Origin of the sequence: Leptospira selangorensis, from assembly GCF_004769405.1 — a bacterium.
GTDB classification, from domain to species: domain Bacteria; phylum Spirochaetota; class Leptospiria; order Leptospirales; family Leptospiraceae; genus Leptospira_B; species Leptospira_B selangorensis.
Genome location: NZ_RQES01000010.1, coordinates 294,616 through 319,806 on the forward strand (window position 1 = coordinate 294,616; position 25,191 = coordinate 319,806).

The 25,191-nt window shown below is 39.4% G+C and carries 26 protein-coding genes; 9 read left to right on the forward strand and 17 right to left on the reverse strand.

Features of this window, described 5'->3' with window-relative positions:
- Positions 1–278 precede the first annotated feature (278 nt).
- Positions 279–710: an SET domain-containing protein gene (locus EHO58_RS07010; RefSeq protein WP_135628211.1), complete on the reverse strand. Its 432-nt coding sequence runs from the start codon at positions 708–710 to the stop codon at positions 279–281.
- Positions 711–884: 174 nt separating this feature from the next.
- Here EHO58_RS07010 and EHO58_RS07015 point away from each other — a divergent pair, with 174 nt between their 5' ends.
- The 4 genes from EHO58_RS07015 to EHO58_RS07030 all read left to right on the forward strand — a co-directional run bounded on the left by EHO58_RS07015 (position 885) and on the right by EHO58_RS07030 (position 3,329).
- Positions 885–1,370: an RNA pyrophosphohydrolase gene (locus tag EHO58_RS07015; RefSeq protein ID WP_135679456.1), complete on the forward strand. Its 486-nt coding sequence runs from the start codon at positions 885–887 to the stop codon at positions 1,368–1,370.
- A complete protein-coding gene (locus EHO58_RS07020; RefSeq protein ID WP_135628209.1) occupies positions 1,367–1,795 on the forward strand; it encodes a globin domain-containing protein in 429 nt (142 codons plus the stop codon). The genes EHO58_RS07015 and EHO58_RS07020 overlap by 4 nt, the downstream gene beginning before the upstream one ends.
- 37 nt (positions 1,796–1,832) lie before the next feature.
- The gene (locus tag EHO58_RS07025) at positions 1,833–2,120 is read left to right on the forward strand and encodes an acylphosphatase (protein ID WP_100722065.1); all 288 of its coding nucleotides are present in this window, start codon (positions 1,833–1,835) and stop codon (positions 2,118–2,120) included.
- Positions 2,121–2,204: 84 nt separating this feature from the next.
- Positions 2,205–3,329 carry a TolB-like translocation protein gene (locus EHO58_RS07030; protein ID WP_135679457.1) on the forward strand — a complete coding sequence of 375 codons (1,125 nt, stop codon included), beginning with the start codon at positions 2,205–2,207 and terminating at the stop codon, positions 3,327–3,329.
- 30 nt (positions 3,330–3,359) lie between these two features.
- Here the strand turns inward: EHO58_RS07030 and EHO58_RS07035 are convergent, their stop codons facing one another.
- Positions 3,360–4,640 (reverse strand): MFS transporter, encoded by a 1,281-nt coding sequence (locus tag EHO58_RS07035; protein ID WP_135679458.1) that lies wholly within the window; start codon positions 4,638–4,640, stop codon positions 3,360–3,362.
- Between the two features lie 180 nt (positions 4,641–4,820).
- Between EHO58_RS07035 and EHO58_RS07040 the strand changes: the two genes are divergently transcribed.
- On the forward strand, positions 4,821–6,737 hold the full coding sequence (locus EHO58_RS07040; RefSeq protein ID WP_135679459.1) for a gamma-glutamyltransferase family protein: 1,917 nt from the start codon (positions 4,821–4,823) through the stop codon (positions 6,735–6,737).
- A gap of 11 nt (positions 6,738–6,748) precedes the next feature.
- A complete protein-coding gene (locus EHO58_RS07045; RefSeq protein WP_135679460.1) occupies positions 6,749–7,768 on the forward strand; it encodes an aldo/keto reductase in 1,020 nt (339 codons plus the stop codon).
- Here EHO58_RS07045 and EHO58_RS07050 read toward each other — a convergent pair whose 3' ends face one another.
- From EHO58_RS07050 to EHO58_RS07070, 5 genes are all read right to left on the reverse strand, one after another.
- Positions 7,769–8,467 (reverse strand): DUF4136 domain-containing protein, encoded by a 699-nt coding sequence (locus tag EHO58_RS07050; protein WP_135679461.1) that lies wholly within the window; start codon positions 8,465–8,467, stop codon positions 7,769–7,771.
- A 104-nt stretch (positions 8,468–8,571) separates the two neighbouring features.
- Positions 8,572–9,261, reverse strand: a complete 690-nt coding sequence (locus tag EHO58_RS07055) for a potassium channel family protein (RefSeq protein WP_135679462.1) — start codon at positions 9,259–9,261, stop codon at positions 8,572–8,574.
- 12 nt (positions 9,262–9,273) lie between these two features.
- Positions 9,274–11,076 (reverse strand): TrkH family potassium uptake protein, encoded by a 1,803-nt coding sequence (locus EHO58_RS07060; protein ID WP_135679463.1) that lies wholly within the window; start codon positions 11,074–11,076, stop codon positions 9,274–9,276.
- Between the two features lie 6 nt (positions 11,077–11,082).
- Positions 11,083–11,856, reverse strand: coding sequence for a hypothetical protein (locus EHO58_RS07065; protein ID WP_135679464.1), 774 nt, complete (start codon positions 11,854–11,856; stop codon positions 11,083–11,085).
- 2 nt (positions 11,857–11,858) lie between these two features.
- A complete protein-coding gene (locus EHO58_RS07070; RefSeq protein WP_135679465.1) occupies positions 11,859–13,184 on the reverse strand; it encodes an amidohydrolase family protein in 1,326 nt (441 codons plus the stop codon).
- Positions 13,185–13,293: 109 nt separating this feature from the next.
- Between EHO58_RS07070 and EHO58_RS07075 the strand changes: the two genes are divergently transcribed.
- On the forward strand, positions 13,294–14,658 hold the full coding sequence (locus EHO58_RS07075) for an MATE family efflux transporter (protein ID WP_208728731.1): 1,365 nt from the start codon (positions 13,294–13,296) through the stop codon (positions 14,656–14,658).
- A gap of 99 nt (positions 14,659–14,757) precedes the next feature.
- Positions 14,758–15,780, forward strand: a complete 1,023-nt coding sequence (gmd, locus tag EHO58_RS07080) for a GDP-mannose 4,6-dehydratase (RefSeq protein WP_135679467.1) — start codon at positions 14,758–14,760, stop codon at positions 15,778–15,780.
- Positions 15,781–15,792: 12 nt separating this feature from the next.
- Here the strand turns inward: gmd and EHO58_RS07085 are convergent, their stop codons facing one another.
- From EHO58_RS07085 to EHO58_RS07100, 4 genes are all read right to left on the reverse strand, one after another.
- Positions 15,793–16,428, reverse strand: a complete 636-nt coding sequence (locus EHO58_RS07085; RefSeq protein ID WP_135679468.1) for a DNA-3-methyladenine glycosylase family protein — start codon at positions 16,426–16,428, stop codon at positions 15,793–15,795.
- Complete coding sequence (locus EHO58_RS07090; protein WP_100705154.1) at positions 16,421–17,638, reverse strand: Crp/Fnr family transcriptional regulator; 1,218 nt, start codon at positions 17,636–17,638, stop codon at positions 16,421–16,423. The genes EHO58_RS07085 and EHO58_RS07090 overlap by 8 nt, the downstream gene beginning before the upstream one ends.
- 96 nt (positions 17,639–17,734) lie before the next feature.
- The gene (locus tag EHO58_RS07095; RefSeq protein WP_244241091.1) at positions 17,735–18,262 is read right to left on the reverse strand and encodes a tetratricopeptide repeat protein; all 528 of its coding nucleotides are present in this window, start codon (positions 18,260–18,262) and stop codon (positions 17,735–17,737) included.
- 122 nt (positions 18,263–18,384) lie between these two features.
- Positions 18,385–18,669, reverse strand: coding sequence for an LIC10235 family protein (locus EHO58_RS07100; protein ID WP_010513869.1), 285 nt, complete (start codon positions 18,667–18,669; stop codon positions 18,385–18,387).
- Positions 18,670–19,140: 471 nt separating this feature from the next.
- Here EHO58_RS07100 and EHO58_RS07105 point away from each other — a divergent pair, with 471 nt between their 5' ends.
- Entirely contained in the window at positions 19,141–19,740 is a 600-nt protein-coding gene (locus EHO58_RS07105) for a hypothetical protein (RefSeq protein WP_135679470.1), read from the forward strand.
- On the opposite strand, the gene EHO58_RS07110 is transcribed toward EHO58_RS07105, so the two are convergent.
- From EHO58_RS07110 to EHO58_RS07135, 6 genes are all read right to left on the reverse strand, one after another.
- Positions 19,733–20,500: a glycerophosphodiester phosphodiesterase gene (locus tag EHO58_RS07110; protein ID WP_135679471.1), complete on the reverse strand. Its 768-nt coding sequence runs from the start codon at positions 20,498–20,500 to the stop codon at positions 19,733–19,735. The genes EHO58_RS07105 and EHO58_RS07110 overlap by 8 nt on opposite strands.
- Positions 20,500–21,318 (reverse strand): hypothetical protein, encoded by an 819-nt coding sequence (locus EHO58_RS07115; protein ID WP_135628192.1) that lies wholly within the window; start codon positions 21,316–21,318, stop codon positions 20,500–20,502. The genes EHO58_RS07110 and EHO58_RS07115 overlap by 1 nt, the downstream gene beginning before the upstream one ends.
- A 102-nt stretch (positions 21,319–21,420) precedes the next feature.
- Complete coding sequence (locus EHO58_RS07120; protein WP_135628191.1) at positions 21,421–21,792, reverse strand: phasin-related domain-containing protein; 372 nt, start codon at positions 21,790–21,792, stop codon at positions 21,421–21,423.
- A gap of 120 nt (positions 21,793–21,912) precedes the next feature.
- On the reverse strand, positions 21,913–22,671 hold the full coding sequence (locus EHO58_RS07125; RefSeq protein WP_135679472.1) for a PPK2 family polyphosphate kinase: 759 nt from the start codon (positions 22,669–22,671) through the stop codon (positions 21,913–21,915).
- Between the two features lie 6 nt (positions 22,672–22,677).
- Entirely contained in the window at positions 22,678–23,697 is a 1,020-nt protein-coding gene (locus tag EHO58_RS07130) for a DUF2804 domain-containing protein (RefSeq protein ID WP_135679473.1), read from the reverse strand.
- Between the two features lie 42 nt (positions 23,698–23,739).
- Entirely contained in the window at positions 23,740–25,164 is a 1,425-nt protein-coding gene (locus EHO58_RS07135; RefSeq protein WP_135679474.1) for an aminotransferase-like domain-containing protein, read from the reverse strand.
- Positions 25,165–25,191 lie beyond the last annotated feature (27 nt).

Consider the following 25,191-nt stretch of genomic DNA (forward strand, 5'->3'; position numbering starts at 1 on the left):
TTGGAAGCGAAATGAAATAGGATTAACGGAAGGATCCAAGTCCAATAAGGTAATGCCTTATTTTCGATATAGGGAGTTCTTCCACCGTTCTTTATGTCGGATAATAAATTCAGAACCTCGCCCCAGGTTCCAATTTTCCTTATTGTTTAAAAGGAATCCACTCTTTGCGGGAAATAGAGTCAAAATTAACGATTAGTTCCTTGAAACTTTTTGTTTCATGCAGGAAAAAAACCGCGCTATTCGTTGTTAAACGGATATTGATAGCGTCAAAGCGGAACTTAGTTCTGTTCTACAGGAGAAATGTCTATATGGATCCAATATTCGTCTCCATAATCGAAGAATAACTCTTCACCGGCTTTGATCTTACGCATTGCTTCGAATCTTGCAGTCTTCCAACGAGTGGACACCACTAATTTTACATTCGGCTTAGAACTATGATTAATATAACGAGTATAGTTGGACTCTTTACCTTCTCCATAGATCCAATGATCTTTACAGATCCAAAGTAAATATTTGGACTCACAATATTTAGCTGAGTTTGCAGACTTATCGTTAAGCACCCTACCGGTATAAAATCCGATAGTATCACCTTTGACTAAGTCTTGTGTGGAGAATAGTCCCATTCCGATTCCGGGTATCTCGGATTCCCTAATTTCGAAATCCCTCTCTGAAAATACTTGAGGTCTGCGAATTTTATATCTGACCGACATCGTAAGAAACACATCCACCTATTGGAATCGGAATATTAATCCAAAGAATCTTATGGCCTCTCTTTGTCTATCCGCAATTGATTTATCATATTTTTCTACTAAATGTATATTACTTTAGGTCCAAATTTTTTTATAGGCTTGTCTATCGGATATATGATGTAAACCTCTACTAAGATGGACAAACCGTATAGAAAGAACGTGGGAATGGTAGTCTTCAACTCTAAAGGAGAGGTTTTAGTAGGAGAAAGACTGAATTTTAAAGGCTCTTGGCAGTTTCCTCAAGGTGGAATAGATGATGGAGAAGATCCTAACTCTGCTGCTCATAGAGAACTTCTTGAAGAAGTAGGCATTCAAGACGCTGAGATCATCTATGAATATCCTAGTTGGATCAATTATGATTTCCCTGAGTCCTTACATTTAAGCTCTAATCTAAAAAAGTATAGAGGCCAAACCCAAAAATGGTATCTTCTATACTGGAACGGTAAAGCAGAAGACTGTGATCTAACGGCTCATGAGCAAGAGTTTGAAAGAGTTAGATTCATTCCATTCCAAGAATGTCTTTCGACCGTAGTCTCCTTCAAAAAAGATGTGTATCAAAAGTTAGTCCAAGAGTTCGAACCTAAGATCTTGGATTTTATGAAGAAGGGATCTTCTAGATGAGTGCAACATTTTATACTCCTCCCGGTGGACCTCCTCCTCCCAGCCCTCGTCTTAGAGAATTATTCTCAAAAGTTGGAGAAGATCCCATTAGGGAACTTGTTTCCGTTTTCTATGATCAAATAGCTGTCAGCGAAATTCGTTGGATGTTTCCGGAAAATCTAGAGGAGAGCAAAGTAAAGTCGGCTGACTTTATGGTGCAAGTTCTAGGAGGTCCGCCCTATTATGTTCAAAAATACGGGCCTCCAAAAATGAGAGCTCGACATCTTCCTTTTCCGATCGATGAAAAAGCTAGAAGAGTCTGGCTTTCCTGTTATCGCAAAGCGATAAAAGATTGGGAAGCAGATGAAGAATCTAAAGAGATACTTTGGCAGTTTTTACAGGATTTCTCCTCTTGGATGGTAAATAAGGCTTCTTCTCAAGAATGAGGGAGTATAATTTAGTTGTAGGAGTTCCAATAACTGAATGGCTGCAAAAAACGAATCTAGAGCAAAAATTAGGATCCGAGGAACCGTACAAGGAGTTGGTTTTAGATATTTTGTGCTACAAAGAGCGCAAGAATGCCGACTCAAAGGTTACACTATGAATCTTCCTACTGGTGAAGTAGAAGTAGTTGTAGAAGGAGACAAAATTTTTATCGAAGATTTGTACAAAGCAGTTCAAAGAGGCCCTTCTAAAGCAAAAGTAACGGAAGCTACAATTCAATGGGAAGATGCTAAAGGTACGTTTAGGACTTTCGAGATCAAACGTTAATCTAATATCCCCTTTGGGAAATCAATCCGGGCCGATCGGATAAATTTTACTGACGAAACCTGGATTTTTTCGGAGAATGACTGTATGCAAGCGAAGGATACATATAAAAATAAATTTCTGAACCTTGCTCTCTTCCGAATCCTCGGATCTATCTTTATCATAACTATTTTACAAAACCCTATCTTCTCAGTCACTCCTACTCCTGTTTCTTTTATGAGTCCGGTATATGCCGTTCAAGAAGACAAAGGTATCCTAAGACTTATCACTATTTCTTCTATCAACGGAAAAACAGGACTGGTTTATACGGGCACCCAAGAAAAAGGAATTCCTGTTTTTAGAAAACAGAACTATATTCTTTTTAAAACTTCCAAAGATCTGAATTTATTGAACTTAACGAACTCTAAAGTTAAGACGATCCAGGGAACAAGAGATGCATTTCCAGGTAATAGCGGATTTTTAAAAGATAAATCCATTGTGATCTTCTCCAGAAAAAATGGAGATCGATGGGAAACCGTATTATACGATTACGAAAAGGAGAAGGAGATAAAATCTCTTCCAGGTTATCAACCCTATGTTTCTCCTGATCAAAAAAATCTGGTATTGATCGGTAACGAAGTACGTTACTCCGAACATGGAGAAGATTCTCTTAGAGTTCCGATCCATAAATATTCTCTCGAAACTTCCGAATTAAAAACTCTAGCTTGGATAGAAAGTGGAAAATTACAGATCACTGATGTATATACGGTTACGGAAGATCTAGTTTTAGTACGTGTAGCAACGGAGAAGGAGAATAGGTTGTATAAACTTCCTTCTTTAACCGGAGAACTGATCAAGTTCTCGGATCCGTTTTATCCTTTTCCTGTAAACCCTCAGTCCAAAGAACCAAGAGAAAATAAAGAACAAGTAAATATCAGCTTTAGTCCCGATGGAAAAGTTTTGTCCTTCACCGAAAGAGCGGACGGAAAATTGGGAAACATAGTAGTTGTAGATCTAAAAACAAAACAAAGATATGATTCTTCCTTTGTAGGTTGTTTTCCTGTGGTTAAAAACGGATCCGTTTACTTTTTAGGGGATCCTGAACTTGTAAAACAATCGAAAGATCAGGAATACAGACCTTATAATAATTATACCTTATACGAATTAGATTATAAAAAAGATAAGATCCGCTCTATCACTCCTATTTCTGGAAAAGTAGAACTTCTAGAATAGTCCTTAGAACTTTTCACGCTCGTATTATCATTATGATGCAAACTCAGGTGTTTCTGGAAGTTTTCCTTCTTCCTTTTCAGTTGATACCGCAAAGATCCCAAGCGCAGTAATCACACATAATGCTCCTGCAAACATGAATGCAAGATCGTATTCCCCTTGTACAGTTCGGATATACCCCGCTCCGAATGCAGCAACAGCTGCTCCGATTTGATGGAAGGCAACTACCCAACCGAACATCAATCCTACTTTTTCTCTTCCGAATATTTTAGCGGTCAATGCAACCGTAGGCGGAACAGTAGCAATCCAATCTAATCCGTAAAAAACTGCAAATATAGAAAGTTTGTTCGATTCAGGATCAAATGCTTGAGGTAATAATAGTAAGGAAATCCCTCTTAATCCATAATACATAAATAACAGAATTTTGTTATTCACTCTGTCGGATAACCAACCTGATCCGACTGTTCCGATCAGATCGAAAATTCCCATCAATGCCAAAAGCCCCGCCGCTCGTACTTCTGGAATTCCATGATCAGAACATGCCGGAACTAAGTGAGTTCCAACGAGACCGTTTGTACTGGCTCCACATACAAAAAAACTTCCTGCAAGAAGCCAGAAGTTTCTGGATCTCAATCCGACTCTTAATGCGGAGATCGCTTCCATGAATGGATTTCCGGAAACAGGTAAGATCCCTTCTTCTTCACTTTTTGCCCCATAAGGTAAGAGTCCGGATTGTTTAGGAGAATCTTTCATTAAGAAGAACACAGTAGGAAGAAGTATTCCTAATATAGAAGCCACAGCATAGACTGCGTTTCTCCATCCTTCTTGTTCCGTAAGAGAAGCTAAAAATGGAAGAAAGATGATTTGCCCGGTTGCAGTGCTTGCAGTCAGAATTCCCATGAGAAGTCCTCTATGAGAAACGAACCAACGATTGACCACTGTAGCTCCTAAAACTAAAGCCGCCATTCCGGATCCAAATCCGACCATCACTCCCCAAAGAACTACTAATTCCCAGTTTGTCCGCATAATCGTTGTTAGCAGAATTCCTGAGATCAATAGTCCGAGTGCAAATACCATAATTCGTTTTATGCCAAAACGATTCATGAGCCCCGCGGCAAACGGTCCTACAAGTCCGTATAATAATAAGTTCACTGAGACCGCAAAAGAAATGGCGGATCTATTCCAACCGAATTCTTTTTCGAGAGGAACGATCAGAATTCCGGGCATGGACCTCACCCCAGCGGCAACGATCAAAGTAAAGAATGTAACGATCAAAACGATCCAAGCATAATGAAAAGAAAAACGTTTGCTCAAAGTTATGCCTCTATAAGTCAGACCGGGAGATTTTTTCGAATTCCCAGTCTATGATTGGACTATACTACTATTTAAAAGTTAAAAATTACGTTCATTCCTTTCGAGGCTTTCCAATATAAAAAAATCTTGCTCGTTCTTTCGAAAGAATTAGAACGATCCTCTCGCAGTGAAGAGGAAATCATGAAAAAAATCCTAACGTATTCTTTATCGGGAATCTTAGTAGTCGTTCTAGTTCTTGCAATATTCTATTACGCAACTTCCGGACCTGGAGAAACGATGAGTTTCCAAGATCCATATCATACGGAAAGACCTACCGCCCAAGGTTCTAAATTAATGGTAGCAAGCGGTCATCCACTGGCTACCAAAGCAGCTTTGGAAATTTTGGAGAAGGGTGGAAATGCGGCAGATGCAGGAGTGGCAGCTCTTTTAGTTCTGAATGTAACCCAAGGAGAAGAGGCGTCTTTTCCTGGCGTGGCCCCTCTACTTTACTATGACCAAGCTGATAAAAAAGTACATAGTTATATTGGAGTTGGGACTGCACCCGCAAAAGCTACGATAGAATATTTTAAATCTAGAGGGCATGAATCCATCCCAATGTTAAAATATTCTTCTCAATTGGTTCCCGCATCTCCTGATGTGATCGTTGCATTACTCAAAAAATACGGCACAAAATCTTTTGAAGAAGTTAGTAAACCGGCAATCCAAATAGCTGAAGAAGGATTTCCTGTTCATAGGATCTTAATGAGAAATCTGAACATAGGAGTTCTTAAAAGATTAGGACTTAAATTTTTACTTCCATACAATGCAAAAATTTATGTGGGAGATAAATGGTGGAAACCACTTCATCCAGGAGAAAGATTTAAGAGACCTGCGTTATCCGCCACACTAAAAGAGTTGGCAGAGACGGAAAAGGCCGCTTCTTCTTCTGGAAAAAACCGCGCTGAATCTCTGGATGCTTTGAGGGATTATTTTTATAAAGGACCGATAGCGGATAAAATCGCAAAGGCTCATGAAGAACATGATGGCACCATGGCTAAGTCCGACCTGGTAAGATACAGCGCCGACTGGGAAGTTCCATTACAAGGAAATTATGGGCCTTATACGATCTTCTCCAATCGAACTTGGAACCAAGGTGCTGTCGTTCCGATCGTTCTACAAATTTTAGAAGGTATTGATCTAAAATCAATGGGCCATAACTCTAAGGAGTATGTTCACACTGTGATCCAAGCTATCGAGTTAGCTATGGCGGATCGCGAAAAATATTTCGGAGATCCAGCTTATGTTTCCGTTCCGGAGAAGGGTTTACTCAGTAAAGAATATGCTGTAGAAAGGAGAAAACTTCTACAATCTAAAGCGTTCGGGAAAACTCCTCCATCAGGAAATCCATTCTTATTCGAATCTCCTGCAAACGCTAAAAAGATTGCGTATCAAAAAGAAAATACTCTTGCTAATAATGAAGGAGCCTTTTTTGATCTTACTCCAAGTTTTTGGGAAAGAACGGAATCGGGAAAAATAGGAAGAGATACAACTTATCTAAGTATTATCGACTCCAAGGGAAATTCTTTATCCTTAACTCCGAGCGATTTCCCTCAATCTCCAATTATAGAAGGTGATATCACATTAGGGATTAGGATGACCCAATTCCGTTTAGACCCAAATCATCCATCCGCTTTGGTTCCGGGTAAAAGACCAACAATTACGCCTAACGCGTCAATGGTATTTAAAGACGGAAAATTCTGGATGAGTTTCGGGACTCCCGGCGGAGATATGCAAACTCAGGCAGTCGTCCAAGTATTCTTAAATTTAGTCGTTTTCGGAATGGATCCGCAAGAAGCAGTGAGTGCCCCTCGTTTCCGCTCCTTAAACTGGCCAGATGCATTCTCCCCTCATAAATATTATCCGGGAAGAATAGAATTAGAAGAAGATATCTATAAAAAAGAAGGAAAAGCTCTCGAAGCTCTCGGTTACGAAGTCAAAGAAAGAGAAAAATGGGAATATGATTTTGGGGCTCCTTGTATTTCTTTAAAAGATCCTAAAACGGGGATTTTATATGGCGGAGCCGACCCAAGAAAAGAATCCTGGGCGGAAGGAAAATAAAAGAGGTAAGAATGAAAAAAAGAAGGCTTGGAAAAACGGGGATGGTCGTCTCCGAAATTTGTATGGGGACAATGACTTTCGGTTCTAGTTGTGACGAGAAGGAAGCACATCGAATTTTAAACAAAGCCTTCGATTCGGGTATAGATTTTTATGATACTGCCGAGATCTATCCTGTTCCTCCTGAAGCGGAGTATGTTCATGCTACTGAAAAAATTTTCGGCAATTGGTTGAAGACTAAAAAGAGAGAATCCATCCTGATCGCGACAAAAGTCTGCGGTCCAGGCCACGGATGGTTCACTCCTCCTGTAAGAGAAGGTAAGACTGCATTAGATCGCAGAAATATCAAAGTAGCGATCGAAGGAAGTTTAAAAAGACTCGGGACAGATTATATAGACTTATACCAAACTCATTGGCCTGATCATGATTTCGGATTCGAAGAAACATTGGAAGCTTTGACCGAATTGATAAACGAAGGTAAAGTCAGATATATAGGAAGTAGTAATGAAACTGCTTGGGGGACTATGAAAAGTTTAGAAGTTTCCCGCACGAACAAACTTGCAAGATATGAATCCATCCAAAACAATTTCAGTATCTTAAATAGAAGATTCGAAGACGCTCTTTCTGATATTTGCAGGAGAGAACAGATCAGCCTTCTTCCTTATTCCCCTTTAGCCGGTGGAGTATTGACCGGAAAATATAACGGACCAATTCCACCTGAAAATGCGAGGTTCACACGTTATTCAAAACTTCCTACAGAAAGACAAAGAAGAATGGCACATCGTTTTCTGAATGAAGGTACTCTCGCTTCTACAAAAGAACTGATAGAGATCGCTAAGGAAGCAGGAATCAGCGTGACTGCTCTTTCAGTAGCTTGGTCCAAACAGCACGATTATGTTGCTTCTACAATTATTGGAGCAAATACAGTGGAACAATTAGAAGAAAGTTTAAAGGCAACGGATCTAATCTTGTCCGACGATATTTTGAAAAAGATAGATGAGGTTTCTAAAAAAATCCCTTACCCTATGGGATGATCAATGCCCTCTCCAAACTTCTTCTTCGGAGATTATCTCATTTTTTTCTCCAACGAAATTAGGAAATGATTTAAAAAAGCCGGTGATTAGATAAGGGATCACGTCGAACATCGGCCCTGATCTACCTTCTCCTTCCACGTTTGCTTTTAAAAGAACGCTGGAAGGAAGTCCTCTATAACGTTTTCCATCATAGATCACTAGCTTAAAGATCACATCGTAAAAGTTTTCGTAATAAGGGCTTCCACCTGAAATCCTAGAATTTCCGAAATTTCCCATAAATGCAAAAGGAGAATATCCTCCTACACTTCCTAAAATAGGCACTGCAGCTAATCTACTGGAAGTCCCACCATAAGAATGATATCTCATCCCCCTTGCACTAGTCCATCCCCCGAAAGCGCCAAGGTCAGTTTTATGATCGATTACACTTCCCCTCGGAAATATTAATATATCATAATGTATTAATTGGTCTGCTCTAGAGATATCTACCTCTTTGTAACCCTTCTCCGCTAATTTTTCCCGGATCAAATCCTCGTTTTCACGAATGATAATAGGAGGAGCTTGACCGAAAAAAGGAAGAAATGCGTAGGTTTTTTCGTAGTACCGAATATGATCCGATCTTTCCACCTCTACCTGTGATTTTACTTGGAGAGGAGAGCAAAAATTGCTGCCTAATAATAGCAAAAGGATCAGAACTCTCATGGTATTATATTCTTTCGACCGGATCGAATTAGATTTTACTCCTAAATCGGATCGTTTTCATTTAAAAATCGATCGTTTTGTCTAAAAGTTTTGGAAAACGGACCTTAACGATTCCCAATCATCTGTTCTAGATCTTCCGCTTTTCCGAACAAAACTAAAATATCTCCTTCCGACAAGACTAGATTCGGAGAAGGAATTCCTAAAACTTCTTCGTCTTTTCGATCCGATTTTCTTCTGGTCTTTTTGGGCCTTTTGACTGTGATCAAATTTAAGTTCCAGTCTTCTCTCAGTTTGGCACCTTGGACTGTTTTACCTTGCATATGTTTTGGGACCGTAGCTTCTAAAATTCTATAATCCTGCCCAAGTAAGGTAACACCTTTAACGCTACTATTCGCAAGTTGTTCCGCCATAGAGTGAGCAGCTTGTTCTTCCGGGTTGAATAAGTTCTCGATCCCCAACATTTGCAGAACTCGTTTGTTCAAATCGGATTGATAACGAGCGAATATATTAATTGTACCGATCTTTTTTAAGGAGTCCGCAGTCACGATCAGATTTTCGAAATTATCTCCGATCGCTAAGACAACTGCATCCATTTCATCCAAACCATGTTCTTTCAATTCTGATTCGTCCGTGGAATCTATCGCAACGCAGTAGGTGGAAAATTCCCTGATACGATCTATTTTGTTTTTATCCTGGTCGATTGCTGTGACTTCTTGTCCGTCTTCATATAATCTTTTTACAAGTTCGATCCCGAAATCTCCGAGGCCGATGACTGCGATCCTTTTCTTTCTCATTCGAACTTTCCTTTAGCCGACCACGACATATTCTTCAGGATACCAATATCGTCTGGGTTTTGGTTTTGGGACAAAAGCCAATAATACCGTTAGAACCCCGACCCTTCCCACAAACATCACAACACATAAAAGTAATTTTCCGGGGGCCTCAAACTTAGACGTGATCCCTCTGGAAAGGCCAGTGGTCCCATAAGCGGAAACTACCTCATAACAAATATCTAAAAATGGTAAAGGTTTCTCGAAACAGATCAGAAATAGGATCCCCATAAATATTATAAACATGGAAAGTACAATCGCAACAGATGCTCTAGAAAGAGAATTTTCCGCGACTGTTCTTCCAAAAACATCCACTCTTTCTTTTCCAGTGAAAAATTGATAAAATTGTAAAACCGAGAGCGCCAATGTAGAAGTTTTAATCCCTCCTCCCGTTGAGTTAGGAGAAGCACCCACCCACATCAAAAATAAACTTACGAATACCATCGGGATCCCCATGGAAGAAATATCCAGAGTATTAAATCCTGCGGTCCTTGTGGTAACTGAATAGAATAAAGAATGAAATACTTGGTCATACCAACTCAAACCATGCAAACTAAAATTCCTTTCAAGTATCCAGTAGGATATCCAACCGAAGAGTAATAAGAATAAAGTAGTGATCAGGATCAGCTTAGAGCCCAGAGAAAAACGATGCCTAAAAGATTCCCCATCAAATCTGATCTTTTTTAAAAGCTGATTTACGGTAGGAAAACCTAGACCGCCGAATACGATCAAGATCATCAATATGGAAAGAAATGAATAAGATTCCCTAAAATAAGGTTCCGCTAATCCTTTTGGAAAAAGTGCAAAGCCCGCATTACAAAATCCTGTTATAGAATGAAACACAGATTGAAAAATAAGTTCTTTTTGGGAAAATCCAAGCTCTTTAGGAAATGTTAAGTATAGAAAGATCGAGCCGATCCCTTCTATCGCGAATGTTTGGTAGGCAACTTGTTTTAAGATGGAACCTGCCCTTCCTATAGATTCTTGGCTAAACAAATCCTTAACGATCAACTTTTCAGTAACGGAAACCTGGCCTTCTAAAACTAATGCAAAAAATACAGTCAATGTCATTAGCCCTAAACCGCCTAGTTGGACAAGAACCATCAAGATCACCTGCCCTGTTCCGGTTAAATCCTGGGAAACATCTATCGTGCTTAAACCGGTAACGCATACCGCACTTACCGCAGTAAAAAATAGATCCACTAATTGAAGCGGTCTTGCCTCAGCTCTAGGAAGGCATAATGCAGCCGTTCCCAAAAAAATCAGGATCGCAAAACTTCCTGTCATCACCAAAGAAGGAGAAATTTTTCCGAGAGAAAGTCTGGCTCTTCTTAAAAAATGCGCAAACCCACCGAATGCTAAGGTCAATTGGCTTAAGGATAAAAATAAAAGTACAACTTCTTCGGTTCTTTGTTGGGAAAGAATAGATTCTATTTTTTCTTCAAAGAAGAACTGTAAAATAACTAAGAAGACTACAAACGTTTCTATCTTGTGGAATTTTAAATAAGCCTTATACGGAGTTAATGTAAATAGAAAGCTTAAACATTCGTAAATTACTAAATACCAAACTATGGTCATTGTAACTAAACGAAGTGGATGGATCCATTCGGGTGGATAATAAAATCCGTATAGAAAGATGAGTATAAAAAGGGAGATAACTCCCAAAACACCGAATATAAATCTTAAGATAGGTTTGATATTCTCTTCGAAGAAGAGCGAGATCCTTCCCCATTCGGAAACTAATTTTGTCCGCAACGCAGGATCTAAAAAAGGATTCATGTTCTATCAGAAACGAGTATTGAAAAATTCGAATTCCATTCTATATTCGAAATTTCTGGAGTATAATCCATATCCCGGGATCGCTCTAGGATGTATCGTTTCGGAAAGTTTATCAGGTACAGTTGGATTCGGAGTAGGACTTTGAGGTTGGTTTTCCAACTTCATGCGGTCGTAATCTCTTAAATCCAACCAAGCATTTGTAAGAGCTAGGGTAGAAGCTACTCCGAATACGATCCATCCACCCTCAAACGTTTTTTGATAACCCGGTTCCGCAGCGGATAACGCACCATAAGTCACACCGGCAGCAATTGGTAATGTCATAAAAAATATAATCGAAAAACGACGAAGTCTAGATTCAGTATAAGGTTGAGGATCACTGCCGAATTCTTCTAATTTTCTTTTGCGATCTCTTGCTTGGTCCTGCTGTCTTTGTAAAGCCTCGACATTCACTTCTCCAGTGACAGGATTAAAAAGCCCATCGTCGCCCCTCCCTTGCACCGGATTAGTAGTTCTTCTGGTTCCTTGGCTTCCGGAAGAAGTAGGTAAACCTGTCTGAAAAGGAACCTGCACGTTCTTAGGACTTACTAATGTCGGTTTATCCATTTTAGGAGGAAGAGAATATTCTCTAAACCCATCCGGAGATTTTTCATCTTTATAATTTCTTAAATTATAATCGTATGGATCCGAAAAATCACTTTGGTTCTGGGAAAATATCGGAAAAGAAAATACGAAAAGTATAAGAAGAGCAAAGAGCTTGTTTAATCCGGAAAAAGATCTCATCTTTAAAGAATTGCTCCTTGTTTAAATTCTATCCTTCCCGAAAGAATCTCGGATGTATATTGAAAAGAATTCTTTCTGATCTTTTCTAAATATTCAACATCCAATCCTAAACTTTCTGCCTTATCATATTCTTCTTTAATATTAGTTCCGAAAATTCCAGGATCATCGGTAGAGATCGTAAATTTTAAATCGTTACGAGCGAATCTAACTAAAGGATGATGAGCTTTATCCCGGACCATTCCAATATACTCATTGGAACTAGGGCAGGACTCTATAACAGCATTCGTATTTTTGATCCGATCCATACAATACTCTTGAAATGCCTTTGTTTCAGAGACCAGGTTTTCAGTAACGGAAATTTCTAACTTCTCCTTATGTCGGATCGAATCCAACTCGGATTCCAGTCTTTTTTTAGGAGGTAATTCTCCGTATTTGGAAATTTCTTCCCAATGATCTAATTGGAATTTGAGAGTATCTTCTCTTTCAGAAACCGGTTCTATTACTTTTTTTCCAAGATAAGCGTTCGGATCTAAACCTACTGCAATTGCATGTCCGAGTCTATGTGCTCCCCATTCCGCAGCCTCTAAAACCCAGCGAGATGCAGATAAGAGAGTTTTGTCTAAAAAAGACTCTCCTACATGATAAAGAACGGTAAGTGCAGTAGAAGTTTCTGCAATATTATCTTTTTGCACTTCTTTCAAAAATTCTCTTTTACCTTTAGGTGGGAAACCTTCTTCAATATAACAAAAATCTAATCCGACTAGGTATTTTTTAATGATAGGATCTTTTTCCATCATTTCTTTTAACATCTCGTATTCTTTAAAAACTTCCCCATCTCTATGTAAGGAAACTACTAAGCGGGATTTTGCCTTTTGGGAAAGTTCTGATTCTGCTTCTTCAAAACCCTCACAAGCGGCTAAAGTTTTAGAATAAATCCCCTCGTAAGTATCGAGCGGAGAATACATGATACGATATTCTCCGTATACTACACCTTCTTCATATTGATCCTTAGTGATATGTTTGGAAACAAATTTGATCTCTTGTGGATCGAATTTTGAAAGCGCAATGATCAAATTAAACTTTGCTTGGAATTCAGGAAAAGGGCCTTGGTGATTGAATAAATAGATTTTTTTAAAATCTTCCAAAGATTTATAATCTTCGAAGAAGGTTCCAGTATTGATGGACTTTCCATAAAGTTCTTGGAAAGGTTTTGTAAAAATTTCCCAACGAGGAGATGGATTGCTCATTCCCATCTGCCTAAGAAGTTCAGGCTTCAGACTACCGTATAGATGATTATGAAGGTCTGCAAATCCTAGATTCGAATCCATATATTCTTCTACGCTTTTAAGTCATCCTAACTCTAACGTTACCAGGATAAACCGTTTTTCATGGAAAAAATGTTGTTTGCACAACCCTTCTTTCAAAGCTGGAAACTACTTGGCCTCTTTATATAAAAAAATACTCAAACTATATCGCCCTAGCCGATTGAACGTTAAAATCCTTTCCTTAGCATTACCTGTTGTTTTCGGAATGCTTAGCCAATCTTTGGTTTGGATTACTGATACAGTTATGGTCGGATATCTTGGCCAAAATGCAATCGCGGCAATAGGTATAGGCGGGACCAGTTATTACACTCTTGTTGCATTCCTGATCGGATTTTCAATGGGAGTTCAGATCATAGTCGCGAGAAGATTTGGAGAAGGTAAAAGATCCGAGATAGGAAAAGTAGGAGTTTCTACACTTTATCTTTCCGTATTGTTAGGATCTTTCTTATCTATATCCGGACCATGGATTTCGGAATGGATTATGTTTTGGATCGGTCCGGAAAAAACAGTCAACGCACTCGGAACTGATTATTTATATTTTAGATTTATAGGCAGTGGGTTTTATTTTTTAGGATTCTGTTTTAGAGGATTTATGGACGGTCTTGGATTAACCAAGGCAGGTTTTGTTTCCATGGCGGTGACCACTATCGCAAACATAATTTTTAATTGGATACTGATCTACGGAAACCTGGGATTCTCTCCTATGGGAATCGGAGGTGCCGGACTTGCATCTTCTATCGCAGGATTCGCAGGACTTTTAGTATTTCCTATATTCTTTTTTTATTATAAATTAGGAAAATATTTCGAAGGAGTAAACCTTCTTCCAAGCAAAGAACATATAATCGAAATTTTCAAAGTGGGAATACCTCCCGGTTTTGAAGAAGGATTAGTCAACGTTGCATTCGTAATCTTCTCCAAGATACAAGGATTGATCTCTATACTTGCAGTTGCAGCTTCCAATGTCCTATTTTCTACATTAAGTTTTGCATTCTTGCCCGGATATGCATTCGGAGTGGCGGCCACAACAATCTTAGGACAGGCAATGGGAGCTAAAAAATACAAACTAGCGTATCATTCTGCATTTCGCTCCGCATTCATCTCCGCTCACGTAATGGGATTTATAGGTTTATGTTTTATCTTCCTGGGAAAAATAATCGTGTATGCGATGACCAGAGATCAAGCCTTAGTGGAAGAATGTTATCCTGTGCTTTTATTATTAGGAGTTATCCAAATCGGAGACGCATATCATATGGTGATCGGCGCTGCCTTAAGAGGAGCAGGATTGCAGAACTATGTCTTTAGGATCTATATTTTTCTCACCTATCTAGTAATGCTTCCATTGTCTTATCTTTTCGGGATCGTATGGAAAGGTGGAACCCTTGGGATCTGGGCAGCTATATTCGTTTGGATCTCTTCACTTTCTCTAATTTTCATCTATGAATTCAGAAAGAAAAATTGGATAAAAGGGACAGTTTAAGCCCGTTGTTGGAAATCCCACAAATACTGGAATTTCAGACCAGTTTGACAATCTAATCCTTCTTGCCCCAATAACAAAGCCGGGGTTTTTGGTTCCAGAATGAAAAAGGCGCTAATTACAGGGATCACTGGACAGGATGGATCCTATCTTACCGAACTTCTTTTGGAAAAAAAATACGAAGTACACGGGATCGTCCGTAGAACCAGCTCTTTAAACCGAGATCGGATCGAACATCTAAGAGGAAACCCTCACCTTTTTCTGCATTATGGAGACTTAACCGATTCCAGTAACCTAAACAGGGTTTTGGAAAAAGTCCAACCTGATGAAATTTATAATCTTGCAGCTCAATCTCACGTAGGAGTTTCTTTCGAAGTTCCTGAATACACTGCAGAAGTTGACGCAGTCGGAACTTTAAGAATTTTAGATGCGATCAAACAAACCGGAGTAAAATCCAGATTTTACCAAGCTTCTACTTCCGAATTGTATGGAAAAGTTCAGGCAGTTCCTCAAGACGAAAAAACTCCATTCTATCCAAGATCACCTTACGCAGTCGCAAAATTATATGCATACTGGGCAGTAGTAAATTATAGAGAAGCATTCGGATTACATGCTTCTAACGGAATTTTATTCAATCACGAATCTCCAAGAAGGGGAGAAAGTTTCGTAACCAGAAAAATCACTCTGGGAGTCGCTGGACTTATTTCAGGAAAAGGTGGCCCGATCCATTTAGGAAATATAGACGCAAAAAGAGACTGGGGATATGCTCCGGATTACGTAAACATGATGTGGATGATGTTACAACAATCGGAACCGGATGATTACGTAGTTGCAACCAACGAAACGCATACAGTCAGAGAATTTATAGAAGAATCCTTTAGACATCTGGACATCCAAGTGGAATGGAAAGGAAAAGGAGACCAAGAGAAAGGTTATAATAAGAAGGACGGAAAACTTTTAATCGTAGTAGACCCTTCTTTCTATAGACCAACCGAAGTGGATCTTCTGATCGGAGATCCTGCAAAAGCAAAAGCAAAACTTGGTTGGGAACCTAAGGTCAAGTTTAAAGAACTAGTAGAGATCATGATCAAAGCGGATTGTAAAGCTGCCGGGATCAATATCTGAACTGAGTCGATCCTATAAATTTTCAACCCCAACGGAAGCTCTCCATAAGTACCAAGAAAAAATAGTACGATAAGGAGAATATCCCGAGGTGAATTCTAAAATTTCTTTTTTAGAATTCATTGGGATCCCATAATTATTCTCAATCGATTTTCTTAAGATCAAATCGTTATAAGAAAAATGATCCCAACGATCCAAAGAAAACATCAAAACCATTTCCGCAGTCCATGGTCCGATACCTTTAATGCTGCAAAGAAGATCCAAAACTTCTTGGTCATCTAATTTAGAAAGTTTTCTATCGGAAATACTTCCATCTAAATAAGCTTTAGAGATCAATTTAACGGTGTCTATCTTTGCGAAAGAAAGACCTGCCTTTCTCAACTGCGGTTCGGAAAGTTTGACAAGAATATCCGGCTTAGGGAATTGTTTTCCGTTTCCGTAATATTCTTTAACCCTATTTTCCATTGTCCTTGCAGCCTTCACGGAAAGCTGTTGGCTTATTACCGAACGGATCAAAACATAATAAGGGTTTCCCATCATCTTATGGGTACAAGGTCCTACGGTTTGTATGATCTTTTGGGTGGTCGGGTCTTTTTTCTTGAGCCAAAGGACCGCTTTACGTAAGCGAGCCTCTCGGTCTGAATTAGGCACGTTTTTTGATCTTAGCGTCTATCTGCGATTTTTTGCGGAATGCTTGTACTAATTTTTCCAACTCTACAAGATCCGTGCAGGAAATTTTTCCCTGATCCAATTTGATAAATTTGTTTTTGGAGATCAGATCCAGAACCAGGTTCTCATCCTTAGGATAAGTTAATCCAACCATCTTGATCAAGTCTTTAGTACCGATCTCGAAGTTGTAGGTGGATTTAGGAATGACTTTAACTCTATTTTTCTCCACAAGAGTGAGCAATGTATCAGCGACCCTTCCTTGAGGATCTGAAATAAGCAAGTTAGCAAGCTGTTTATAAGCGGTCCAAATCCTTTCGGAAAGAAGAGTGATCAGCCTTGTTGCCAATTGAGGTTGAGCCTTAACCATTCCCTCGAAGTTGGCTTTATTGATCGCAAGCAACTGCACTTCGCCCCAAGCAATTGCGGAAGCGGATCTAGGTTTATTATCTAAGAGCGCCATCTCTCCGAAAATATCCCCGCTTTGTAAAACTGCGAGGAGCACTTCGTTAGAGTCCACGATCTTGGTAATCTTCACTCTTCCATGTTGGATGATATATAACTCTCTTCCAGGCTCGTGCTCGCAGAAGATCATCTCGTTATCTCCGTAAGATCGGTTAAACTTTGTATAATCGATCGGAGGAGGAGCAACCGGTTGATTAACGGTTTGTAATTTCAGTTTTGCCTGAGTGGCAAATTGACCATTCGGAAGATATTGCAGATATTTTTGGAAAGCATACGCAGCGTGAAGAGTATTCTTTTGGTTAAAGTAATACTCACCGATCGCGAACAATTGATTCGGATCTTCTTCTACAGCAGTACGGAAAGACAGACGAGTGATCGTAGAGTCGAACTGTCTGAGTTTCATGGAGAAATAGCGAATGATCTTCATCGCTACCGGAGTATTTTTTTGGATCAGAGTTCCGAACTGATCGTAGCTAACCTGAATTAAGGAAACATCAGTAAGAGCTATAGCGGATTCGATCTGAGCGTGCTGACTCATCGCAGCAACCACTCCGAAAAAATCCCCAGGTCCCAAAAGTTGATTCGGGTCCTCACCTACTACTTGGTTTTCGCGGGTGACCCTGACCTTGCCTTGTCGGATGATAAAGAAATTATGGGCTTCTTTCTTGCCTTCGACGATGACATAGGACCCTTTCGGGTAATTCACGATTTGAAAGAAGCCGTTGGACATACTTACCAGAGATTAAAAAATTCTTCCGTGGGAATTCAACTATAAACTAGTATCGGCTCGCAATGAGGGAATTCGGACTTAAATCCGAGTATTTCCTTATTTTTCGCGACAAGATTCCCCTTCCGGAGAAGATTCTTCCCCATCCGAAAGTAGATCGATACCGGAAAATTCCAGGGCGGCTTTTTCTGCCATAGCTCTGGAGTAAGATTGTCTACAAATTGAGGAGAAAATCTGCTTCGCCTGGTCGATTTCTCCCATCTTAGCCAGTAGGCGCCCGGCTTCCAAGTAGGATTCTAGTCCAAATTCTCCAGTCGGTTCCATTTTATAAAGGTCCAGACTCACTTCTAAGGCTTTCTCAGGACGATCCAACTTTAGAAAACAATCTCTGAGAAGGCCAAGTACCCTGTTTTTTTTAGGATTCCCGGGATAGAGAACCAGGAAGTTGCGAAGACTTTCCGCTGCTTTGTAAAAGCGACGGTCCTTATATGCTTCTTCGGCGATCCTAAACAAAATATCAGGATCAGAAGGTCCTTGTTTGGAATGATTTTCCCCTTGGCCGAATGCGGAGAAGGAGAATGAAAAAAGTAGAAGGAATAAGACTAGGATTCGGGAGAAACCAAACACTTTTGAAGAAGCGTTTGAGGAAAAGGGAAAATGTGTGCCCTTAAAATAAAATCCGGAAAACAAGAGTACCTACCAGAGCTAAGCTCTATATAGATTATCAGTCATTTTCCGGATTTTATGAATTACTTTTTTTTATCTATTTTCTTCCGGTGGAATTCGCAGAGGCGATACAACCTGCCAGTAGACGGATTTTTTTTACCTACTTTAGTGCCGCAGACGATACAAAGACCTTCTTTCCTTCTCCTCTGGTAAAGGAGCTGAACCCTCTCCGCCCCAGACAGGTTGTATTTACTAACCTGAATGCGAAATCCTTTATAGAGGTAATTACCGATCGCTTCAACAGCTTGAGTTTTTACCCCGGCGATGATCTTTTCCAAATCATCGTTAGTGACTTTCTTTGGTTTCATAAATGTTAACTGACGTAACAACAGTTATATTCTTACAAAGATAGTAAAGTGTTTTTAATTTTCCGTATAACACAGCATAAAATTTTTTGACAAAACTTGTATTAGGTTACTGTTTTTTTAATAAATTTCTTCGTCTTAGGGAGCCTCTGTTTCGGCTAACGATTAACAATTAAAATAATCGATTATTTCGCCCGGGGCAACGTTAAGTCGTTTTACACCAATTCTCAATAAATGTGGAAATTTATTTCCAAAGCTCTGACATATAACGGATGTTCCATTAGACGATTGCAGCGAAACAAAAAGACTTAAGCTAACGTTGAAAAGCCGAGCCTTAAGGGATAAAGAAAGGGTTATTATAACTATCCAAAAAATCGTTACACGAAGGCTCGAACGCCAAAATTGCATTTTTTAACGATAGATTTTTTTCGGAAAATAAGTCATATTATATGGCAGATCGGTCTTGGAATTACTATGAAAACAAATGTTCATATATTGATGATCTTTCTGGCCTTCTTCCAACTAATATCTTGTTCCAAATCGCCTCAAGAAAAAGTAAAAACTATACTTTCAGATGCGCAGTTAAACGAAGAAGAAAAGATCAAAATGGCTGCGTTCGCATTATTCGGCGAAAGATTGAAAGAAATTGATCTAGTCAAAGTCCAGGACGAGAAAGGGGCTAAATTCGAAGTCTATTTAGGATTCGGCGGAACTTCTGCACTTACCTTCCTGGGTTCGGAAAAATATTCGGATCATATGAAATTGGAATTAGCTCTCGGAGCTTATAAATTCCTGCAATCTTTGCAGGGATTTCGTTTCGGAAAATATAGAATGAGCCTGATCAAACCATTCTTCATCAAAAATGGAGAAGCAAGAGGCGCAGAAGAATTCGAGATCTATAGATTCAGAGCGGAAGGAGAAGATCTGAAAAATGTGGCCGGTTTCAAAGAGACTGACGCATTCTCTTCCGATAATTACGATGTTCCTTCTGAAAAGGTAATAACAGTTTTAAAAAATATGATAGATCATTGGCAGGTAGAATTGGACCAATTTGCAAGAGTGGAGATCAAGTAAGCAAGGATCTCATTCTTTTAGGATAATTCGTAAAGATCCCATCCACTCCCAAATCGATTCCGAACTTTAATTCTTCTTCCGTATTCAAAGTATAAACTAAAACCTTAAATCCTTCTTTCTGGATCTTGGAAACTGTTTCCTTATCCAAACCCTTTGCAGAAAGATTCAAACTGAATGCATTTAATCTAAAACCTAGATCCAATGCTTCCATCCAAGAGGAAGTTTCTTCTCCGATCAAGATGCCGAGTTTTGCCTCTATCGATAATTCTCTAAGCCTCACTAAAGAATCCCAACAGAAAGAAGAGAATAATGTTTTATAAAAGAGAGAATTTCGTTTTGTATAGTCGATCAATTCTTGTTCGATAGGAGTTTCGATCGGGATCTCTTCATAAGCGCCGGATTTGATCTCCACATTTAAGCCGATATTTTTGGACTTTAAATAATCCCAGACTTCCCAAAGATCCGGGATCTTCTCCCCTTTAAACCTTGGATCTTTCCAAGAGCCCGCATCCGCCTTGCGGATCATATTGAATGGAAGTAGTTTCACTTCTCCCTTATGATCTGTGGTTCTATCTAATGTATCGTCATGAATGACTACTATTTTTCCGTCAGCAGAATGAATGATGTCCAGCTCTATCCAATCCGCCTTAAGCTCCCAGGCATTTCGGAAAGAACTCATCGTATTTTCAGGATATTCTCCACTATCTCCTCTATGAGCAATTACCCAAGGTTTAGGAAGAAGGAAAGGATCCGAATTCATCAGAAGGCCCAGCCCACAAAAAGATTCAAACCGAAGCTAGAGCCAGGTAATCTTTCCGAATTCTGATAAGCATACTTTCTATATAATAGATCTCCTATACTTGCAGTCCTATCAGAATAATAGAGATCTGAAACGGAGAATGAATTATGATAAGGAGCATACCAATTCCATACACCTTCCCATCCGAAAAATAGACCCGATGTAGTTTGGAATCTGAATCCTACACCAAATCCCGCATAATTCCTTGGACCGGAACTATAAGAATCTTTTTCAAAACGATATGTATTTCCCGCTGATTCCCAATAAAGAGCAGTTTGGTTCTTTTGGTAATGTTCTCTTCCTAACCAAAGGGAAACAAAAAAAGGAGAATCCGAAATGAACCTTTGGACGAATAGCGCACCTCCCCAGTACTTCTCTTGGTGATTTCTCAACCTTCCATAAAAATCATGAGGCGGGAGAAAATAAGAATAAGCAGTATCATTATCAAAACGATTCACATAATTGTTAGTGTAACCGTTGAGCCCGATTGCCCATTGAGAATCCAACATCCTAGCGAATTGCAAAGAGTAATACTTTTCGGAGCGTCCGAATCCAAAACCACCGATCTGATTCTTGAATTTTTCCCTAAGTTCCGCCTGGCTTGGTCCGGAAGGAGTTTTTTCGGGAGGAAGTCCATTCATAGGACTGGGCTTTTGTTCTATAGTTTTATCCGGAGAAGGTTCCGTAGTTTGGGACCAGCCCTGAGAAGAAACGATACACAGAAGAAGAATAGATAAGATCTGAAAAAAAGACGATGCCGATTTTGGACGGAAGAACATCCCTAGCAAAGACACCCGAAAAAAGAAAATGTCAAGCAGTGGAAAATGAGGAAGGGGAAGAAATTAGCAGGCGAGGTTTCCCTTCGCCCGCTCGATCGGAAATTAAACTTTTCCTTTAGCAGTAGCTTTGATTGTTTCAGCTACTTCAGTCAATTTTGCTTTTACAGCTTCTAATTGTCCTTCTGGAACGCGTTTTTTGATCTCTTCGGAGATTTGGTTGTACTTCTCAACGATCTTACCACGAGTTTCTTCGTAGTTTTTGCCAGCAACAGTGGAAACTTCTTTGATTTCATTCAAAAGTTTATCCACAGACTCGCGAATTTTTACAGAACCTTCAGAATTGTCTGCAGCACCTTTAGCTACTAGTTCTCCATAGGTTTTTTCTAAATCCACTTTCGCTTTGTCTAATCCTTCTTGTCCAGATTTCAAAAGTCCGATTCCAGCATTAAGAATGTCCAACAGTTGTTTTTCCATTTTTCTCTCCTTTTCCGCCACATTTTTGGTGCAGCGCACAATCCATTCGTATTGCACCGCACTATAGAGGTCAACCCCTAAATTACAAAAATTTAGAAAAAATTGAAAAAGAAAACTGGGTCAAATTTCGCCCGGTTGGACTTCCAGCTTCGGATATTTGAGATCCATATCTTCCAATTCCTTGCAAACTGACTTTGCAATCAGATAATCCCTATACCATTTTTTGTCGGAAGGAACGATCACCCAAGGAAAACGATCCTTTGAATGGGAAAATATCCATTCATAGGCATTCAGATACTTTTTAAAATTTTTATGAGCTTCTAGATCGCTTGGATCGAACTTCCAATTCTTTTCAGGATTAGATAATCTCTCTTCTATCCTTTTAATCTGCTCTTCTTCGGAGATATGTAAGAAAAATTTTAGGATATGAGTATGGTTTTCTTTGGATACGAATTCCTCGAAAGAATCAATAAACTCTAATCTTTCCTTCAGCCTATCCTTAGATAAACTTTCGTAAACGAAAGGAACCAGAATATCCTCGTAATGAGAACGATTGAAAATCTGGATCCAACCCTTCCCGGGAAGTTCTTTATGAATTCTCCATAAGAAGTCACGGCTCAACTCTTCTTGTGTAGGGGCCTTCCAAGCCTTGCATGTACAACCCAAAGGATTTAAAGCGGAGAAAAGTTTTTTGACGGTCCCATCTTTTCCGGACGCGTCCACACCCTGCAGAATAATCAGAAGTGATTTCTTTTTGCCTGCAAATAAACGGATCTGCAGTTCTTCTATCTTTTCCAATTCCTTGAGACGAAGTTCTTCCGCTTTCTCTTTGGAAATATCCTCGTCAGGTTCTGTGGAATATTCGGAAAGTTTGATCATTCTAACCTACCAGCGAGCGATATGATCTTCTGCCCAGCCCTGTCCGCTTTCAATCCTAAATTCACTTTTGCCGATCCGGAAAACACCGTCAAAACTTCCGATCATCTGATTCACTTTAGAAGCAATTAAACCCATATTAGAATATGCCTTTCTGTGAAAATCAGGAGTAAATACAAGTTCCACTGCTTTACTTTCCTTGGAATAGATCATCCAAGGTTTTTTAGGATCTTTTTTATCGAATTCAAAAGCAATCACGGAAGGAATTTTGTAAATTCTACCATTGATCAGAAGAGCATTTTCGGTGGTCCCTGTTCCATCTGTCCAGCCCCCACCTAGGTTCATTCCATACACTTCATTCCCACCAGGACGGTAAGACATAGAGGCCCAGTTCCATTTACTGAAATAAGGCCAGACCCCTCTTCCATAATCCAGAACTCCGAAAGAGGTTTTAGGTTGGAATTCATAAGATTTAGAGGCAGTAGTAACTTTTCCTTTTGCGCCTAATCCGAATAATTTATGAGTGAATTGAAAACGATTTCGATCCCAAGGAACCACAACATTTAAACTTTCCCATTGATTAGGAACTTCTAATATAAGATCGGCTTGGATCGACTTGTTTGTTCCTTTTAGGAAATCCACTTTGATCTTGTAATTTCCATCTTCGTCGATTTGGAAATCCAAAAACCCTTCTTTACCTTCGTAACGAGCATTGCTAGAAACAGTTTGCCCAAGTAAAGTTCCCTTGCCAAAAGGAGTGATTACAGTTGCTTCCTGGAATTCTCCGGTCCTTCTATCCAACCAATAACAAAAGATCACACCCGCGTAATCAATATCCGAAACAGTAAAGGAAGCCAAAAAGTTTTGGTCGTAAAAACACCAGTAATTCCATTTTTTCTTACGAAACCAGTGGCCTTTTACATTACATCTATGTAAGGGAGTTTTGGACCAGCCGATCGCATTCCGATTCACTTTACCGGAAGGATCACATAAAATGGTAGGTTGTTGGATTTCTGTTTCTAAGTTCATGCTCTCAAAGGACAATACCGGAAGCCTGTACTGACCCACAATCTAAATTTCTTTTGCGATTTTTCCGAGAGTCTGGATAGCGGAGATCACCTTAGGGCCCATTAAAACTCCTGCATTAATTCTGAAATTGTTCACATACTTACCTGAAAGTGAGAAAAGATTTCCCGGGACCAAACTAATCTTCTTCTTAGCAGCTTGGAATCTAAGAACTCTGGAATCTTTTCCTTTAGGAAGTTCTATCCAAAGAAGAAAACCTCCTTTCGGAACGGCAACTTTGGTCCCTTTCGGAAAATATTCTAAAAAAGAATCCGCATAAGAAAGTACCAAACCTCCCAACCTTCGTCTAAATTCTCTCAAATGTCTTTCATGAGCGAGAGACCCTATAAAATAAGAAGAAGCAAGTTGAGGGATCGCAGGCAAAGAAATTGCCTCTGCCAAACGAAGTCGTCTAGCATTCTCCACTTTTGTTTGATCACTGATCATCCAACCGATCCTAAGACCTGGATTTACTGATTTAGAAAGTGAAGAAACCTGAGTCACAATTCCTTCCGTATCTAAAGATAATAAAGAAGAAGGACGAATACCTCCGTTATGCTGCAAGTCTCCGTAAATATCGTCCTCAAGAATTTTCACACCATACTTAGAAGAAATTTTCAAAAGTTCTTTTTTAGATTCCAAAGGCATAAGACTTCCCGTAGGATTCGAAAAAGTAGGAATAGTAATCAAGAACTTAGGAGACTCTTTCTTTATTACGGAAATATAAGATTGAAGATCCAACCCTGTAATAGGATCCGTCGGGATCTCGATCGCTTTTAGTTTTAATTCGGAAAGGATTTGATACAAAACAAAGTGAAGAGGACTTTCTACCGCTACCTTATCACCGGGTTTTGCAGAAAGGCTAAGTGCTAAAAACGCAGCCTCCGAACAACCTAGTGTGATAAACACTTCTTCCGAACGGATCCTTCTTTCTTTACCGGAAGAACGGATCGCGATCTTCTTCCTGAGTTCTAAAATGCCGGCAGCATCGGAATATTTATAAACCTGAGAATCCTTTAAGGATTTTTTATATGATTTCTGCAAAGAAGAATATGGCAAAAACTGAGGATCAGGCACTGCCGCACCGAAAGGAATAAACCCAGGGTCCGCAAGTTCGGACATCAAAGAACTTACTTCTTCAGGAACGGAAGGATTCGGAATTCTTACGGGTTTTTCTAATTTATATTTAGGATAAAGTTCAGGCCTAGGAAGAACAAAATAACCGGATCTTTCTCTTCCGCTTATAAAACCTCTTTCTTGGAGAATCCCAAAAGCCTCCACAGCAGTAGAAAGATTACACTCTTCAAATAAACAGATTTTTCTAAGAGAAGGTAATTTAGAACCGGGAGGAAATTCTCCAGATTCAATCCTTCCTATTAAAGAATTTGCGATCTTAGAATATTTAGTAAGAAGTCTATCTGTATTGGTCATAAAATCGATTTCTGTATCTGTATGGTA